This window comes from Sphingobium sp. BYY-5 (genome assembly GCF_022758885.1).
In the GTDB taxonomy this organism is placed as follows: Bacteria; Pseudomonadota; Alphaproteobacteria; order Sphingomonadales; family Sphingomonadaceae; genus Sphingobium.
In genome coordinates this window covers 818,052-834,001 of record NZ_JALEBH010000002.1, presented here as the reverse complement: position 1 = coordinate 834,001, position 15,950 = coordinate 818,052, and the positions used below count along the sequence as shown (strand labels likewise).

Here is a 15,950-nt window from a genome sequence, read left to right as displayed (position 1 = left end):
AGGCAAAAATGTTACGGAAGGGAAAATGCAGGCGTGGAACGGTAATTTGATGGCATAACGGATCGGCTACGCAGCGCCTAGCCCATCCGGCTATCGCGGATGGGACGATTTCGGGCAGGCCGAACCGCGAATCTAAGGATCCCCCGGATTCCATATCATACGAGCGCTGCTTGAGGGGCCTTGCAGTGGCGATCGATGAAATCTTGATGCGAAGTGACTACCTGCGCCGAACGCTTGATCTCTTCGCGACGCAATTTCATACCTGTGCGGATCTGCTCCAGCGGATAAAAATCAGCCGACACGGCGTAGCGCTCTGGAACAGCACCGTTGCCCAACAGAATGGCGATCCAACTCGGCTCCATATAGGATTCGGAATCTTCCAGCGCGATCTGCCCGCTGGCATTCCAGACATCAAGTTTATGCCGAAGGCTGTCAGGTATCTTTGTGTCGCGGCAAGCCGCCCACAATGATTCGGGACGGCACGACAGGTAATAGTGCGCGATGATGAAGTCACGGATGCGTTCGATTTCGCGTGTTGCAAGCCGGTTATATTCGTCGCGCAGGACCGGGTCGATGATCCGTTGGGGGAAGTATTTAAACAACTTCAAAACCCCCATGACGATCAACTGGATTCCGGTCGACTCCAAAGGTTCGAGAAAACTGGAGGCAAAACCGATCCCAACACAATTGCGGTTCCAGAACTGTTTGCGATGCCCAGAGGTGAAGCGGAACAGCCGCGGCTCGGCAAGCATCTCGCCGTCGATACTACCCAGCAAGGCTTCGCGCGCAGCGTCGTCGCTCCACAAATCCGAATTATAGACCATGCCATTGCCGCTGCGATGTTGCAGCGGGATTGTCCATCTCCAGCCCCCCGCGTGCGCAGTGGATCGGGTGAACGGCATGGGCACCCCGGTGCGTTTCGATGGTACCGCTAGGGCGCTGTTGCACAGCAACCAATGCGACCAGTCAACAAAAGGCGTGCCCAACGCCTTTCCCAGCAATGCGGACGCGAAACCAGTGCAATCCAGGAAGAAATCGCCGGAAACCATTTGACCATCGGCAAGATGAATGGCGGTAATATTGCCGGAATCTCCATCCAGATCGAAGTGTGTCATCTTGCCTTCGATACGTTGCACGCCCAGTTCGATTGCAACGCCACGCAGATAGCGGGCGTATAGTCCGGCATCAAAATGATAGGCATGGTGATAACGTTGATTATTCGGATCGGTCGGAGCAAAATTGTTGTTTTTCGCGACTGCGTAGGCAAATGAATAGTCATCGATCGGACGGTCGTCGCCCGACTGCCGCATTCTTAGCCAATAATGGTGGGTCGACAGGCCTTCAACGGTGTGGCCATAGTCGCTGAATGCGTGGAAATGTCGGTTTCCGGCGACTCCCCAGTCGCAGAATTCAATGCCCAGCTTGAACGTGCCCTGGGTTCCGCGGATGAAATCGAATTCATCGATGCCGAGCATAGTATTGCACTGCGCCAGCAGCGGGATCGTCGCCTCCCCGACACCGATGATACCGATCTCCTCCGATTCAACCAGAGTGATGCGCGTTTGATGACGATCGATCTTTTTGGCCAGCAGCGCGGCCGCTATCCATCCCGCCGCACCGCCACCCAGGATGACAATATCCCGCAGATGATCACTATTCATAAGCATGCCTTACCACGAACATATCCAGTTCCCCCAACCGAAGGGGTGTCAAAAGTACACCGCGTTCGAGATGTCGTTCACAAGGCACACACCAAGCTGCGATGCCTGCACCATGCGGCGGGTGATGAATCAATCGCTTAGCTTACTAACCAATATCCGATATTGAGGAGGGCGCTTCGTCAAGAAGCGCCCTCCTCTGTTCAGAGTGTCAGAAGCGCACCCGCACGGAGAGGTCGTAACGCCGATCGCTGACATTATAGTCGTAGGGCTGGAGCACACCGGGCACAGGCTCCTGATATGTCCGCGAAATCGTGTTGAGAATGTTGTTCGCGCTGAACGAGACGGAAACCTTGTCGCTTAACGCATAGTCCAAGCCCAGATCCAGGTAACCGGCTGCCGCAGTCCATGCCGGAACCATGTTGTATACGGGATAGGAAGCATCCGGGCCAAAGTCGGTGGGACTGGTGTTCAGTGTATAAGGATTGCCGCCGCTCGTCGCGAACGACAGCGGATTGACGTTGGTCGACAGCAACGCCTTATCACGCCAGTTGTATGCCAAACGGAAATTGACCTTGCCGCGGCTGTACAGCAACTGGATGTTGTAAGCCCACTTCGACAATCCAGCATAGGGCAGGTTCGGGTAGGTCTGCGGAATCGTGCCGTCCGGATTGAGACCCCCGTCCAGGGTGGGAGGACTCAACACATTGTTGGCCTGCTGGGCGGGGTTCCTGCTGTCGATGAAGGTCAGGTTGCCCTCAATCCCCAATCCGCTGAGCAGCCCCGGCAGCTTGTCGAAGAACATGCGGCCACCGATCTCAAAACCCTTAATATAGGCCTTGGTCGTAGCCGTTCTGTTCTGCAAATAGAGCCATTGAAGATCCAGGGTCGTTTCCGTCTCGACCGGGTTGTCAGGATCTCCGTCAATTGCCACCACGGGAATAGGAAGATTGTTGGTGATGAACGAGTAGAACTGCGGATGATCCTTGACCTGCTTGGCGAATAAGCCAAGGTAAATGAGGCTGGACGATGACGGATAATATTCGAACGATAGATCCTGACTGGTGATCATGGTCGGCTTTAGATTTGTGCCACCACCATTGACGGAGATACCCGTAAGAATCGAGGGCGCGAGCGGATTAGTGGAATTGGGAAGCGTTCTGGCGCTGATGGAACCACCCGCACGAATGTCATTGAGGTTCGGCGGAGCCGATGACAACGACGCCGCACCGCGAATAATGAACTTGTTGGTTACGTCGAACTTGATGTTGAACGAAGGCAGGACCCGTGTGTAATCATAGCTGCGGGTCTGCAGGGAATATGCGTCAGTAAGTGAATAGAGTGTCGGATATGTTGCCCCCGGCACACCCTGCTGCGCGTTGAAATATGCCGTGCTGTCAGCTTCGGTCAGAGCGAGATTCTCCGCTGCCGGGGTGTACAGCAGACCGCTCGCTCGCAGTGAATCTCGGAATACCCGAACGCCGATATTGCCGGAGAACGACGGAATAATTCCGATACGATCATGGGCGAAACCGGCCTGAATATAAGCCGCCATGTTGGTGATGCGGCTCCGTGTCTGGTTCAGGCCCTGATCGATATTCTCCGTCCAGTACTCATCCTCGGTCCCATTGGCGATTTGACCATTATATGTCCGGAGCAAATGATACCAGTCATAGCTCTGCATGAGCGACTGACTGGGGACAAAAAGCTGTGCTGGAACAGTGACCTTGCCGCCGAAGAAATTCGGGAAGCTAGAAACTTCATAGTCGGACTGCCGGACATTCACGTTATTAAGATATTGAATATTCCCTGGCCCGAACGTCGGATCCCCCGGATGCTCACCCCACGGATTCGCCAGCCATGACTGACTTAGCGGCGCATAATAGGTTCCTGCGAAGTTGTCATTTTGCGTGCGCCTGGCGGCACGAGCGCCAACAGTGATTTTGCGCAGGAACCCACCGTCGCTCACCTTGTATTCAAGGTCGAAATTTCCTGCCAGCATTGTCCCTTTATTATCGGGTTCATGATAGGCTAGGTTGCTAAGATACGCTGTGCGTGGATCGAGCAAGCCAACAGTGGACAAGCCGGATACGGTTGGCAGCGATCCCGTCAGATCGAAATGCATCGAATCAACGAGCGGACTGGTCTGTGCAAGGCCGACAGACATGCTCCTCCCAGCTGCACGGGAACTGACATACTGTACGCCGCCACGCACTGCCACCCGGTCGCCAGGAGTCCAAACGAAGCTCTGCGAAATATCCAGCGTGGAATTCTTGCTGTGTGATACCGACGCTGAGCCACTGGGGTTCAGTGTGGCGCTGGGGCCGCATTGAGCCAAACGGGGGCCGCCCGGCACTATCGGAGCTTGACCATCAACAGACCAGTCCCACTGTATCGACGATGCGGGAGCACCATAGGTGGCACCGCAATCTATCAGATACTGAGAGGGAAACCAATCACCGATGCCGAAGGTCGTGTTCTCAAACGGCGCAGACTTGCCAGTGGATCGGGCCGCGAGCGTTCCCTTCCGGAAGGCCCCGTTGGCATCATATTCGACCGGACTGCCGACCAAGGGCATAACCGCGGACGATGCGGATGGAGTGCGACCCACGGAACCGTTGTTTCCGCGGCTGTCCTCGACATACTGCGTGAAGAAGATGGTGTTGGTCAGCGTCAGGTTCGAGGCCGGCTGCCACTGGATCGCCTGATAGGCACCGTAGCGATCGCGCCTGTTTCGGTTGTAGCCCCAGTTGATCGAACCAGGAACAAAGGCAAGATTGTCGTCACGTACGGAGGTCGGCACATATTGACCAAACATCGCGCCAACCTGCAGATTGCTGCTTTGCTGATACAGACGACTGTATGCCAAATCCCATAATATACCGATTTCACCGATGCCGGTGTCGAAACGCTTCGACAGCATGCCGGAAATGCGGGGCGAACCCTTGGCAATCTGCGTTCCGTAGCTGCCGCCCATGGTGACGTTGAACTGGGTGTCCTTAAAATCGAACGGCAGATGCGTGCGAAGATTGATCAAGGATGCACCACCTTCGAGCATGTCGGCGCGCGACCCCTTGTAAACGTCAACGCCTGCCATCAACTCGGGCGTAACTTCGTTCCAGCTAATGGCGCTTGCTCCGTTGGCGCTGAATAGCTGCCGCCCGTTGAGCGTGCTCGAATTGAAGGGAAGACCGCGCACGGTAATGCCCGTACCTTCGATCTGAAATGTCGTATTACCGCCATTTGCTCCAACGAAGCGTGAGATCGAGACGCCCGGCACGCGCTGAAGAACTTCGGTAACCGAATTGTCGGGAAGCCTGCCAGCCTCGTCCGCCGTTACCGAGTCGACGATCGTATCCGCGTTGCGCTTGATCTCTTCAGATGTCTGCAGCGCCTTGCGGCGAGCTGTCACAATGATATCGCGATCAAGTCCGCTTGCTTCAGACATCGGATCCGAGCGAGCGCCTTGCGCGTAAGCGGGCACAATCAGGCCAGCTCCACACGCGGCAATCGCGCAACCACTAACGCCAATCAGAAACCTGTTTGTCAGCATTGACTTCCCTCCCATTTTCTTGGTGCCCGTTCGCCCCGACCTCCCAGGTCCGAACCGCCCATTTGACATCGTTGTCATATACTGATGGTCGTCAGCCGTTCCGAGCCGGACAATCGGCATCGCGCCGGCACTTCATCGCGGCAACTGTCAGTTGCAGCGACGTCGTGACTGATGTGTTCGGAACGCCTTCACTCCCCTCCCTCCGTCCCAGCGGCTAAGGCGAGTTGGCATCCTCGACCCTTATGCAATGCCTCTTCACCCCCCTTCAAAAAGGACGAATCCGCTGATGACCCCGCAAATGTCCATTATCTTGCCCATCTGTCCATCGGCCTGCGCGCAATTTGTCAGTCAAAAGGCTAGATTTTGGCATAAAATTTCAGGCATAATCTCACATTCGACCGCCAAAGTGACTGCTTCACAAATTGTCAGCCCGTCTTGAAACAAATTTTGTTCTTATCTCTCCGGGCAAAGAAAAGCGGCACGAAATAGAGTCACTTTGGGGTGGCGCTCGTCAAGAAAGCAACGATGCATTGCAATCTTCTGGAAGCATTGACGATTCATCAGCAGCGTTCCAAACCCGATCGAGCCCGGTTGCACCGATAGTAGGAGTAATCTACCATCCGGGTCGCTGTATCATTGGTTTGACGTTCGCATGGCACGGAACGGTTCAACCGCTATCCATTGACTTCGCTGTATCGTTGCCAGACCATTGTGTGGGATCAACCGATGCCAGACGCCGCCGCTCCGCGATCGTTAGTGCGTATTTGTATGAGAACTGAAAGCTGGAGGGGAAGAAGGGTCAACTCGACGATGCGACTGAACGATGATGATGCCCCGCTTGCCGCGGCCAGTGACTTCTCTTCCCGAACATCGCTTGCTGGTCGCTCTACAACGACGATCTGGCCGCGATCCATTGATACCGCACTGCACGACCGCTCCACGCCACCGTCGCCTGTGCGAACCGGCCCCACTGCCACCCACCCCCTCCCGCTCGGGGGCGGAATCCGTGTTTTTCGGGTAAAGCTGGCGATCGTGATCGTTGCCGTCTGGACGGCATCTGGCCTTTTCTTGTCGATACCCGAATTCCTCAACAACGGCTTCAACTGGGCCATCCTGGCATCGAAGATGATCGACGCCTGGGTCTGGGTATTGCTGACTCCTCCGCTTCTGTGGATCGACCGGTGGCTCGGTCCGGTGGAAGGGAACAGCTTGCGGCTGGCGCTGGTGCTGCTGCTGCTCAGCATACCCGTCAGCCTTGTCCATGCGGCGCTCGCCACGCTGCTGAGCTATCCGATCTCAGCGATCTGGTGGAATCCGTTACGTAGCGCCGGGTATCTCATATACTATTTCATGGGCGGCTGGCTCACCTACTGCGCGTTTGTCGGCATCTGGCAGGCCTTCAAATTCTACAATCGGCTGTTGGTTAGCCGGCTGGAACTCGAACGCGTCGAACGTAGATTGGTCGAGGCCAATCTCAACACGTTGCGGCTTCAGCTTGAGCCGCATTTTCTGTTCAACGCGCTGAACGCCATTTCGTCGGAGGCCGCCACCGATCCGAAGCTGGCCCGACAGATGATCGAAAATCTCGGCACGTTGCTGCGGCATTCGATGGACTGCCAGGAAAGCGCCGAAATATCGCTCGCGCAGGAGCTGGCGCTGCTCGACAATTATCTCGCCATCCAGAAGGTCCGCTTCGGACACCGGATCGAGGTCAAGGTCGATGCTGCGCCAGACGTGCTTTCCGCCCGGGTGCCCTCGCTGCTGTTGCAGCCACTGGTCGAAAATGCGATCCGCCACGGGATCGAGAGCCGCGTGACCGGCGGAATGATCGGCGTATCGGCCCAGCGAAGCGACGACCAGTTGGAAATCAACGTCATCGATGATGGCGTCGGCCTGCCGGCCGATTGGCGGATGGGGATATCGGGCGGCCTTGGCCTGCGCGTGACGCAGGAACGTCTTGCAGCGCTTTATCCGGAAACGGATGCGCGCCGATTCATCGTCAACCGCCGGGAGGGCGGCGGGACCGAAATAGCCATCCGCCTGCCTTGGAACGAACCCGCATGAAAACTTCCGCCTCCTCCATTTGCGCGCTTGTCGTCGATGACGAAGCGCCCGCGCGAAAAGGGCTCGTCAACCTGCTCAACGAGGATCGCGACGTCAGCCGTATCCTTGTAGCGGATAATGGTGCCGCCGCCGTGGAAATGATCCAGGCAAAGCATCCGGACATCGTGTTCCTCGACGTCCAGATGCCAGGTATCAACGGTTTCGACGTTATCGATGCGCTGGGCGCAGCCAACATGCCGCTTACCGTGTTCGTCACTGCCTACGATCGTTTCGCAGTACGCGCGTTCGAGGCGGATGCGACCGACTATCTGCTAAAGCCCTTTGGCGACGATCGTTTCGAGCGGACGATGGAGCGGGTCAAGGCACGGCTGTGCAAGCATCGTTCAAGTAGCGTGGGCGATGCGAACGCCTTTGGCCCGGAGCTGATCGAACTGGCAGCGAAGCGCGCCAGGCCGGGCGAGATCTGGGAGTGGCTCGTCGTCAAGTCGCACGGTGCAACGCGGCTGGTGATGGCGGACGATATCGAATGGATCAGCGCCGCCGGAGTTTATGTGACGCTGCATGTCGGCGGCGAGGAACTTCTCTACCGCGCCAGCCTCGCCACCGTGGCGAGCCGCCTCGATCCGTTTCGCTTCGTCCGCATCCACCGCTCCACCATCGTGAACCTCAAATCGATCACACTGCTCGAACGCCGGTCTCACGGAGAGTTCGAGGTGGTGCTGAAGGATGGCATGTACCTGATGCTGAGCCGAAGCTATCGCGCGGAAGTCGAAGCGGTGCTCGGGCAGCCGCTCTGAGAGAGCGAATCGCGATTCATTTGTCGCGCATGAACTGCCAGACGTTCTCGACGGGGTTCAATTCGGGTCATCTGGGCGGCAGCGGCATGAGGGTGATGTTGGCGGGCACGATCAGTTCTGCCGAGCCATGCCATCCGGCTTGATCGAGGATCAGGACGGCATGCGCGCCGGGCGCGCCATGAAAGGCGATCTCTTCGAGGTGCATGCTCATGGCCTCACTGTTGCAACGGGGCATGATGATGCCAGCGCCCTTGCCCTCGGCGGGACAGATGGCACCAAAGATCCAGGCTGAGGCGCGGCGGCTGGTCTTTGGGCGCACAGAGCCGGGTCCCGCGCCTTGCCCAGCGGCGCGTGAGCTTGGTTTGCTGGCCGATCCGGGCCTCGTCCTGCCACCACAGTTCTACAGGCGTACCTCTGGGGAGGGCCTTCCTGATTTTTGCCAGGCGGGCTGCAAACGTTTTTTAAAATCGGCAATGTCATCGGGCTTCTGCCCGTGGTGGCGGGGGCGAGCCGTGAGCTTGCGATAGCCCATATCCCGCAGCTCCCGCCCAAGCGTGAAGCGCGTGATCGACAGGCCGAACTCGTCCCATATCCATTGCGCCAGATCGACAAGCCGCCAGCGCACTACACCATGAGCCGCAGGGATCGGGCCAGTCTCAACCTGCTGCGCCAAAAGAGCGCGCTGCTCGTCGTTCAAGATCGAGAGCGGACCCGGCGCCTTATCTAGCGCTTTGGGAACCCACCGCGTGAGTCAGCACCCAAGCTCGTTGGTATAAATACCCGGACGCAGGATGACGCTGGCGCCGGAGATCGCCGCATCCTTATAGCTTCCCACTATCCGGCAGCCTTCGCGTCCGGCCTGTTCACGGCACATCAAAAACTGGTCATCTCACGCATTCTGGGTCGGTTTTTGATCAAAATGCCTTTCTTCCTTCGGCAATGTTTAGCAGTTCAGAGAAAACGAGAGTCGCCGGTGCACGCCCCGATGCCGGTACCAGTTCGCGCAGGAGGCCATTGTCGCGTAAGTCACGGATGATCTTTCGTGCCGTCGCCGGTGGGATTTGGGCTGAGGTTATAAAATCCGGCGTCTGAAAGATCGGGCGCTGGAAGATCCAGTCGAGCGCACGCACGGCATATTGCGAATGGGTGATCTCTACCACCCTATCTCGCTTGTCCTGATGAAGCGCCAGTATCGTCTGCGCTTTCTGGGTGTTGGCGTCGGCCTGAGCGATGATGCCACGCAGGAAGAAGACCACCCAGCCGCTCCAATCGTCGTCCCGAGAGACGGCCAGCATCCGATCGTAATATTCTTCGCGATTGGCTTCGAGATATTCCGAGAGATAGAAATTGGGCCGCGACAATAATCCGTGGGTATAGAGGAAGAGCGGGATGATCAGCCGTCCAATGCGCCCGTTGCCATCGAGAAACGGGTGGATCGCTTCAAACTCGGCATGGACGATGGCCAGTTGTACCAACCGATCCGGCGCATCGGCGTGAATATAGGCTTCCCATCCTGTCATCGCACTCTCGATGCGGTCAGCCCCGGGGGGCACGAAACGTGCCTGCTCGATTGTGCAGCCTTCTGGCCCGATCCAATTGGGAATGCGGCGATATTCGCCAGGATCCTTGTGGCGGCCACGGACGCCATCCATCAGCACATTATGGGTGGCTTTTATGAGCCGCTGCGATAGCGGAAGATGTGCCATCAGGCTTTCCGCCTCACGCAAGGCGGCACGGTAATTCAAGACTTCACGGGCATCGGCCTTTTTGGGCGTGCTCTCGTCGAGCAGATGCCCTTGCGCCTCAAATTCGAGTACTTCGCCCAGCGTCACTTGCGTCCCTTCGATCTTGCTGGAGAGTACAGCTTCGCGGGAGGTCAGCGGGGACAGCAGGATATCGGGATTGGGAATGCCAGAGAGGACACCTTCATAGCGTGCAATCGCTGCATTGGCAGGTCCGACCAGCGGAAACAGCGCGCCGAGATCAAGCGCAGCAGGTGGAAAGCGTCCTTCATGATAGGCTACAGGCAAGGGTTTTTCCGTAAGGCTGGCATAGGCAGATGAGGGCGAATCCCATGCAGCCTTTGATGATCATCTATCAACAGTTACATCATTTGATGATCGCAGAAAAGCATTTCACTTACATCAAATCCGATTGCCGTTATCAGACGATGATCAAATCCTCCTGAACCTATGGCAAGGTCAAGCAGCCGAATCATGGTAAGTGTCTGATCTGAAATTAAGGTGAGTGGTATCAGCAGGTTAGCTTGACGGCTATGCCTATCATTGATTCAGGGGTTTTGCGAAACTACCAAGGATCAACGATGTGGACCGATACCACTCGCGCGCTTCATGCGCGACGCGGGCTGATTTTGCCAAGCAATTTGACGGATGCCTAGTGGTCGGTGCTCGAACCGTTGTTGCCACCGGCATCGCATGTGGGACGCCCCGCAAGTGGCCGATGCGGCGAATTGTCGAAGCGATGTTATATCTGCTGCGTGGCGGCTTGCCATGGCGGATGTTGCCCCCATGCTTTGCGCCAGTCTCGACGGTGCGGCGCTGGTTTTACCTCTGGCGCGACAACGGCTTGTGGCTGACGATGAACCACATTCTGCTTATGGCGTCGCGCGAGATGGCTGGCCGCGAGGCCTCGCCATCGGCGGGAGCGATCGACAGCCAGAGCGTCAAAACCACGGAAAGCGGCGGTCCTTGGGGCTATGATGCTGGCAAGAAGGTCAAGGGCCGCAAACGCCATATCTTGACCGACACCGAAGGAAATCTGGTGCATGCCGTGATCCACACGGCTGACATTGAGGACCGTGACGGTGCGCCGATGGTGCTGCGCGATATCATACGGCGCTTCCCGTGGCTGCGGCACATCTTTGCCGATGGCGGCTATGCTGGCGACAAGCTCAGGAAGGCTCTGCGGCGAATGGGAAAATGGACCGTCGAAATCATCAAGCGCTCAGATACGGCCGCAGGCTTCGAGGTGCTGCCCCGTCGCTGGGTTGTCGAACGCACGCTGGCATGGCTCAACCGAAACCGACGCCTCGCCAAGGACTTCGAGCAAACCATCGCCTCGGCAACGGCTTGGCTCTTCATCGCGTCGATCCAACTTTTCACTCGCCGCATCGCAAGATCCGAAAATCACACCGGATAATTATGAAGCAGACACTAAGAATTTCGTCACTTTGAAAATCTGCCGGTTGCTTTAAGCAAGCAGCAAAAAATCATAAGAAGAAGGCGTTTCGCATGCCGCTTCGATGCGCCGTGAAGCATTACAGTAGCGACACGAAATATTGTTGCTTTGTTGCAACATATTGCAGAAAAATTACAGCTGCGACGGTAAACAGTTGCTCCTCAATTACAGATTGGCAGGATCGCTGCATTAGCCCGAAGTTGTTCGGGACTATCAGCTGTCGGGCACAACCAGAGAAATAGGGGACAATAAGTGAAAAAATCCTTCAGGAGTGCCATTTCGTACGGCGCGTCGAGTCTCGCCGCTTGCGCGGTGATGATCGGCTCTTCTCATGCGCAGGAGAGCTCCTCGCAGACTGCAGATGATGCTGATTCCACTCAGTCAATCGTTGTGACCGGTTCACGCATTCGGTCCGCCAATCTTGACTCGACGAACCCAGTAACTGTTGTCACCGGCGAACAATTTTTCCAAACTGGACAGGTGTCCGTTGGCGACGTGCTCAATGAGCTGCCGCAGCTTCGCAATACGTTCAGCCAGCAGAACTCGACCCGCTTTCTGGGCACTCGTGGCCTGAACCTTCTCGACCTTCGCGGCCTGGGATCGGTTCGCACTTTGGTGCTCGTCAATGGCCGCCGTCACGTGGCCGGTGACATCCTTTCCACTGGCGTTTCGGTGGATATCAACACGATCCCGACGGACCTGATTGAAAATGTCGAGGTGCTGACCGGCGGTGCATCGTCGATTTATGGCTCGGACGCGATCGCGGGCGTGGTGAATTTCAAGCTCAAGACCAATTATGAAGGCGTCCAGCTTCGTGCCCAGGGCGGGATATCGCCGACTTACGACGATGCGGGCAGCCAATATGTCTCGCTGTTGGCGGGCAAGAACTTCGCCGATGGCCGCGGTAATATCGCGCTCAACCTCGAATTCGCCAATCAGTCGCAATATGACGCCACCGGCCGTCCCCTGTCGCGCAATGACGGCTTCGTCGTTACCGACACAGACCCGGCAAGCGCTCCGAGCGACGGCATTCCCGACCGCACATTCTACCGTGACCTTCGGAGCGCTACGATCTCGCTGGGCGGTTTGACGGCGATCCGCTACGGCGGGGCGAACGGCCCGTGCGGCGGCGCTGGGGGATCGGCGTTCACTTGTACCTCGCTTTTCCAGCCAGGCGGTTCCTTGGTGGCGCAAACCGGTGATCGCGTTGGTATTGGTCCGAATGGCAATTTTACCGGGGGTAACGGCACGACCAGCCGCGAAGGTCAGTTGCTGACGTTTACGCCCAATCTCAAGCGTTATGCTGCCAATCTGATAGGCCATTTTGAAGTCAGTCCGGCCTTCGTACCCTTTTTCGAAGCGAAGTATGTCCGAACAGATGCACGCGGGTCGCAGAGCGGTCCGTTCTTCTCCCAGGGGACAACCCTGGGCGATGGAGTCGAGATTGACGGCTTTGCCGATCGTTCGTTCAACAATGCGGGCGGGGTAGTGAACCGCGAAGGCGTTCGTCTCGACAACCCCTATCTGTCGGATGTCGCGCGCGCAAATCTTGCGGCGCAGCTGACGGCGGCCATCAACTCCGGGGTAAACCCGAACACGGGCGCCGCATTCTCTGGCGCAAACGCAGCATCCGACCGCGCCGCTGCGCTCACTCAGGTCGCAGATGGCACCTATCGGTTCGGCCTGCGTCGCAACTGGGTCGACCTGGGTATTCGCGACGAGCGCATCAGGCGTGAGACCTATCGTGCGGTCGTCGGCGTTCGCGGCGATTTCAACGATGGCTGGAACTATGAAGTCTCGGCCAACTATGGCCAGTTCAAGGAACGCAACCTCATCCAGGGCAACATCAATACCCAGCGTTTCCTGTTGGCCCAGGATACGGTCAGTGACGCTTCGGGCACGATCCGTTGTCGCGCGCAGGTCGATCCCCGTTATGCGGGTGGAGACGTCGGCGGCAATCCGGCTCAACTCGCGGGGGACATCGCCGCTTGCGTTCCGCTCAACCCGTTTGGGCAGGGCTCGGTCAGCGACGCTGCCCGCAATTATCTCCTGACTCCGTCGATTGCCACGGGCAAGATCACGCAATTTGTGGCATCGGCGTTCGTGGCAGGCGATACGAGCAAGTGGTTTGAGCTTCCGGGTGGCCCGGTTGGCTTCTCGATCGGTGGTGAGTATCGGCGTGAGACGAACCGGTATGATCTCGATGATCTAACCCAGGCGGGTTACGCATTCTACAATGCAATCCCCGCATTCACCGCGCCTTCTTTCCAGGTGAAGGAAGTATATGGTGAGCTTCGCGTTCCACTTCTCAAGGACATTCCATTTATCCGCGAACTGACCTTGACCGGCTCGGGTCGCATCGCGGACTATAAGGGCGCGACCGGAACCGTATATGCTTATGGCGGCGGCATCGACTGGCGTCCAGTTGAGGATGTGCGCTTCCGCGGCACCTACTCGCGTTCGGTCCGTGCTCCTAACCTGTCTGAACTCTATTCCGCGCAGGGACAGAACTTCGCGCCCAACTTCGTAGATCCATGTTCGGCCCGCAACATCGGTACCGGTAGCGCAAATCGCGCGGCAAATTGTGCGGCGGCTGGCATTCCGACCGGCTACGACTATGTTTACTCGTCATCGCTTGAAACGCTTTCGGGTGGCAACCCGCTGCTTGAGGCGGAAAAGTCCGACTCATACACGGCGGGCGTGGTACTCCAGCCTAAGTTCATTCCGGGTCTATCGATCTCGGTCGATTATTACAGCATCACGGTTAATAACGTGATTGCGTCGATCAATGCACAGCAGGTCGCCAATCTGTGCTACGACTCGTCGTCGCTCGACAACCAGTTCTGCAAACTCTTCCAGCGTGCGGGCGCATCGGGCGGGTCGCGCGGTGAGCAGGCCTACCAGATCCTGGAAGGCTCGTTGCTTGAATCGTCGGCAAATTTCGCGAAGCTAAAGGTCCGCGGTGTCGACACCACCATCAACTATCGTCGTGACTTCGGTTGGGGCCTGCTGAATCTGGGCATCATCTGGACACGTGCGCTTCAGAACGACGAGTTTACCAATCCCGACGATCCGAGCTTTCGTGACCGTATCCTGGGCGAGCTTGGCGATCCGAAGAACCAGGTCAACCTGAATACCAGCATCAAGTTCGGTAAGGTCACGCTGGGTTACCAGATGCGTTGGATCGACAAAATGTACCTCAACACCTATGAAGATTATAACTCGCTCAACGGCTTGCCGCCGCAGAACATCGATTATGCAGCGGTAGCGAAGTATCCATCGGTATCGTATCACGATATTCGTGCGGATCTGGACGTGTCCGAACGGTTCAACATCTATTTGGGTGTTGATAATGTCGGTAACAAGATGCCGCCTTACGGTCTGACCGGTGTCGGTAACGGTCTGAATACCGCAGCCAATGGCGGCGCTGGTATCTATGACGTACGCGGTCGTTACGTGTACGCAGGCGTGGTCGCAAAATTCTGATACAAGGTAGATCAAGCATAGGAAGGGCCGGTGGATCATTCCACCGGCCCTTTTCTTTATCAAGTTTACCGGCCAGAATGTGGATATGAGCAACGATGTTGAACGAGGCTTTGCCCTGCTTGATCTGGGGCGGCAGGACGAAGCGATTGCCATCATTCGTAAGTCGGCGGAGCGAGGCGATGCAGATGCGTTGATGACGTTGGCGCAGTGGTATTTGATAGGTCAGCCGTTACCCAGAGACCTGAAGGAAGCGCGACGGTTCTTGCACCGTGCGGTTCGCGAAGGAAATGCGGATGCGGCGCTCATGGAGGTCGCGCTAACAGCGAACGGGGCCGGCTCGCGCGCGGATTGGCGAGCCGGGCTGGAACTGCTCGAAGCAGCTGCGGCGCGGTACGGTGGGGTGGCAGCGCAACATCTCGCACTTTTGTTGCGGATGAACATTGACGAGGAGGGGAATCCCAGAGAGGCGATCGAGCCTGAAAAACTGGGCCGAGAGTTTCATGTCCATCGCTGGCGTCAGTTTCTTACGGCGGAGGAGTGCGCTCATATCGCGATGGCTGCCCAGGATCTGTTGGAGCCTTCCATTGTTGCAGATCCGAGGACTGGACGTGCCATACCTCATCCAATTCGCACATCTTCCGCAGCGGTCATCGGACCTTCAAGGGAGACCTTGCCTATCCAGGCTATCCTCCGACGGATCGCGGCCGTGACAGGCACGAAAGTCGAGCAGGGTGAACCTCTCAACCTACTTCATTACGCTCCAGGGCAGGAATATCGTGAGCATATGGATGTCCTGCCGATGGAGCAGAACCAAAGGGTTGTGACGGCGATCATTTATCTCAACTCAGGTTATGTCGGCGGTGAAACCCGCTTCACGCAACAAGGGTTATCGATAGCGGGCTCGGGCGGCGACATGATTGCGTTTTCCAATAGCCTGCCCGATGGCTCACCCGACATTCGTAGTCGGCATTTAGGAACGGTTGTTCACCAGGGAGCGAAGTGGGCGGCGACCCGCTGGATACGTAGAACTGAGTTCGACGTTTGGAAACAAAATCGATGATAGAATAAGTCTGCAATATCGGCTCGGATGCAATTTGTATGACGGAGTTCGTGTTGAGGCAGGGTGCTGTCAGTTTAACGCGAACTCGTCTCTATCAGATACACTTCCGTCGATACGACCGTTGGTCCATCGGT

8 protein-coding genes and 2 pseudogenes are annotated in these 15,950 nt (G+C 57.0%); 5 read left to right on the top strand and 5 right to left on the bottom strand.

Translation table 11 applies throughout. The features are described from left to right. Positions 1–155 precede the first annotated feature (155 nt). Positions 156–1,661 carry a tryptophan halogenase family protein gene (locus MOK15_RS19740; RefSeq protein WP_242933397.1) on the bottom strand — a complete coding sequence of 502 codons (1,506 nt, stop codon included), beginning with the start codon at positions 1,659–1,661 and terminating at the stop codon, positions 156–158. Positions 1,662–1,869: 208 nt separating this feature from the next. Further along, the gene (locus tag MOK15_RS19735) at positions 1,870–5,106 is read right to left on the bottom strand and encodes a TonB-dependent receptor (protein WP_242933396.1); all 3,237 of its coding nucleotides are present in this window, start codon (positions 5,104–5,106) and stop codon (positions 1,870–1,872) included. Between the two features lie 831 nt (positions 5,107–5,937). Here MOK15_RS19735 and MOK15_RS19730 point away from each other — a divergent pair. Next, the gene (locus MOK15_RS19730) at positions 5,938–7,275 is read left to right on the top strand and encodes a histidine kinase (protein WP_242933395.1); all 1,338 of its coding nucleotides are present in this window, start codon (positions 5,938–5,940) and stop codon (positions 7,273–7,275) included. Further along, positions 7,272–8,072: a LytTR family DNA-binding domain-containing protein gene (locus MOK15_RS19725; protein WP_242933394.1), complete on the top strand. Its 801-nt coding sequence runs from the start codon at positions 7,272–7,274 to the stop codon at positions 8,070–8,072. The genes MOK15_RS19730 and MOK15_RS19725 overlap by 4 nt, the downstream gene beginning before the upstream one ends. Before the next feature lie 67 nt (positions 8,073–8,139). Here the strand turns inward: MOK15_RS19725 and MOK15_RS22040 are convergent. The 3 genes and pseudogenes from MOK15_RS22040 to MOK15_RS19715 all read right to left on the bottom strand — a co-directional run. Then, positions 8,140–8,397: pseudogene (locus MOK15_RS22040) on the bottom strand (transposase); the annotation flags it as partial. A gap of 75 nt (positions 8,398–8,472) precedes the next feature. Next, entirely contained in the window at positions 8,473–8,769 is a 297-nt protein-coding gene (locus MOK15_RS22035; protein ID WP_347567237.1) for a winged helix-turn-helix domain-containing protein, read from the bottom strand. 217 nt (positions 8,770–8,986) lie between these two features. After that, entirely contained in the window at positions 8,987–10,102 is a 1,116-nt protein-coding gene (locus MOK15_RS19715) for a Fic/DOC family N-terminal domain-containing protein (protein WP_242933393.1), read from the bottom strand. Between the two features lie 293 nt (positions 10,103–10,395). Here MOK15_RS19715 and MOK15_RS19710 point away from each other — a divergent pair. From MOK15_RS19710 to MOK15_RS19700, 3 genes and pseudogenes are all read left to right on the top strand, one after another. Continuing rightward, positions 10,396–11,231 (top strand): annotated as a pseudogene (locus MOK15_RS19710) (IS5 family transposase). A 291-nt stretch (positions 11,232–11,522) separates the two neighbouring features. Continuing rightward, a complete protein-coding gene (locus MOK15_RS19705) occupies positions 11,523–14,756 on the top strand; it encodes a TonB-dependent receptor (RefSeq protein WP_242933392.1) in 3,234 nt (1,077 codons plus the stop codon). An 85-nt stretch (positions 14,757–14,841) separates the two neighbouring features. After that, positions 14,842–15,816 (top strand): 2OG-Fe(II) oxygenase, encoded by a 975-nt coding sequence (locus MOK15_RS19700; RefSeq protein WP_242933391.1) that lies wholly within the window; start codon positions 14,842–14,844, stop codon positions 15,814–15,816. Positions 15,817–15,950 lie beyond the last annotated feature (134 nt).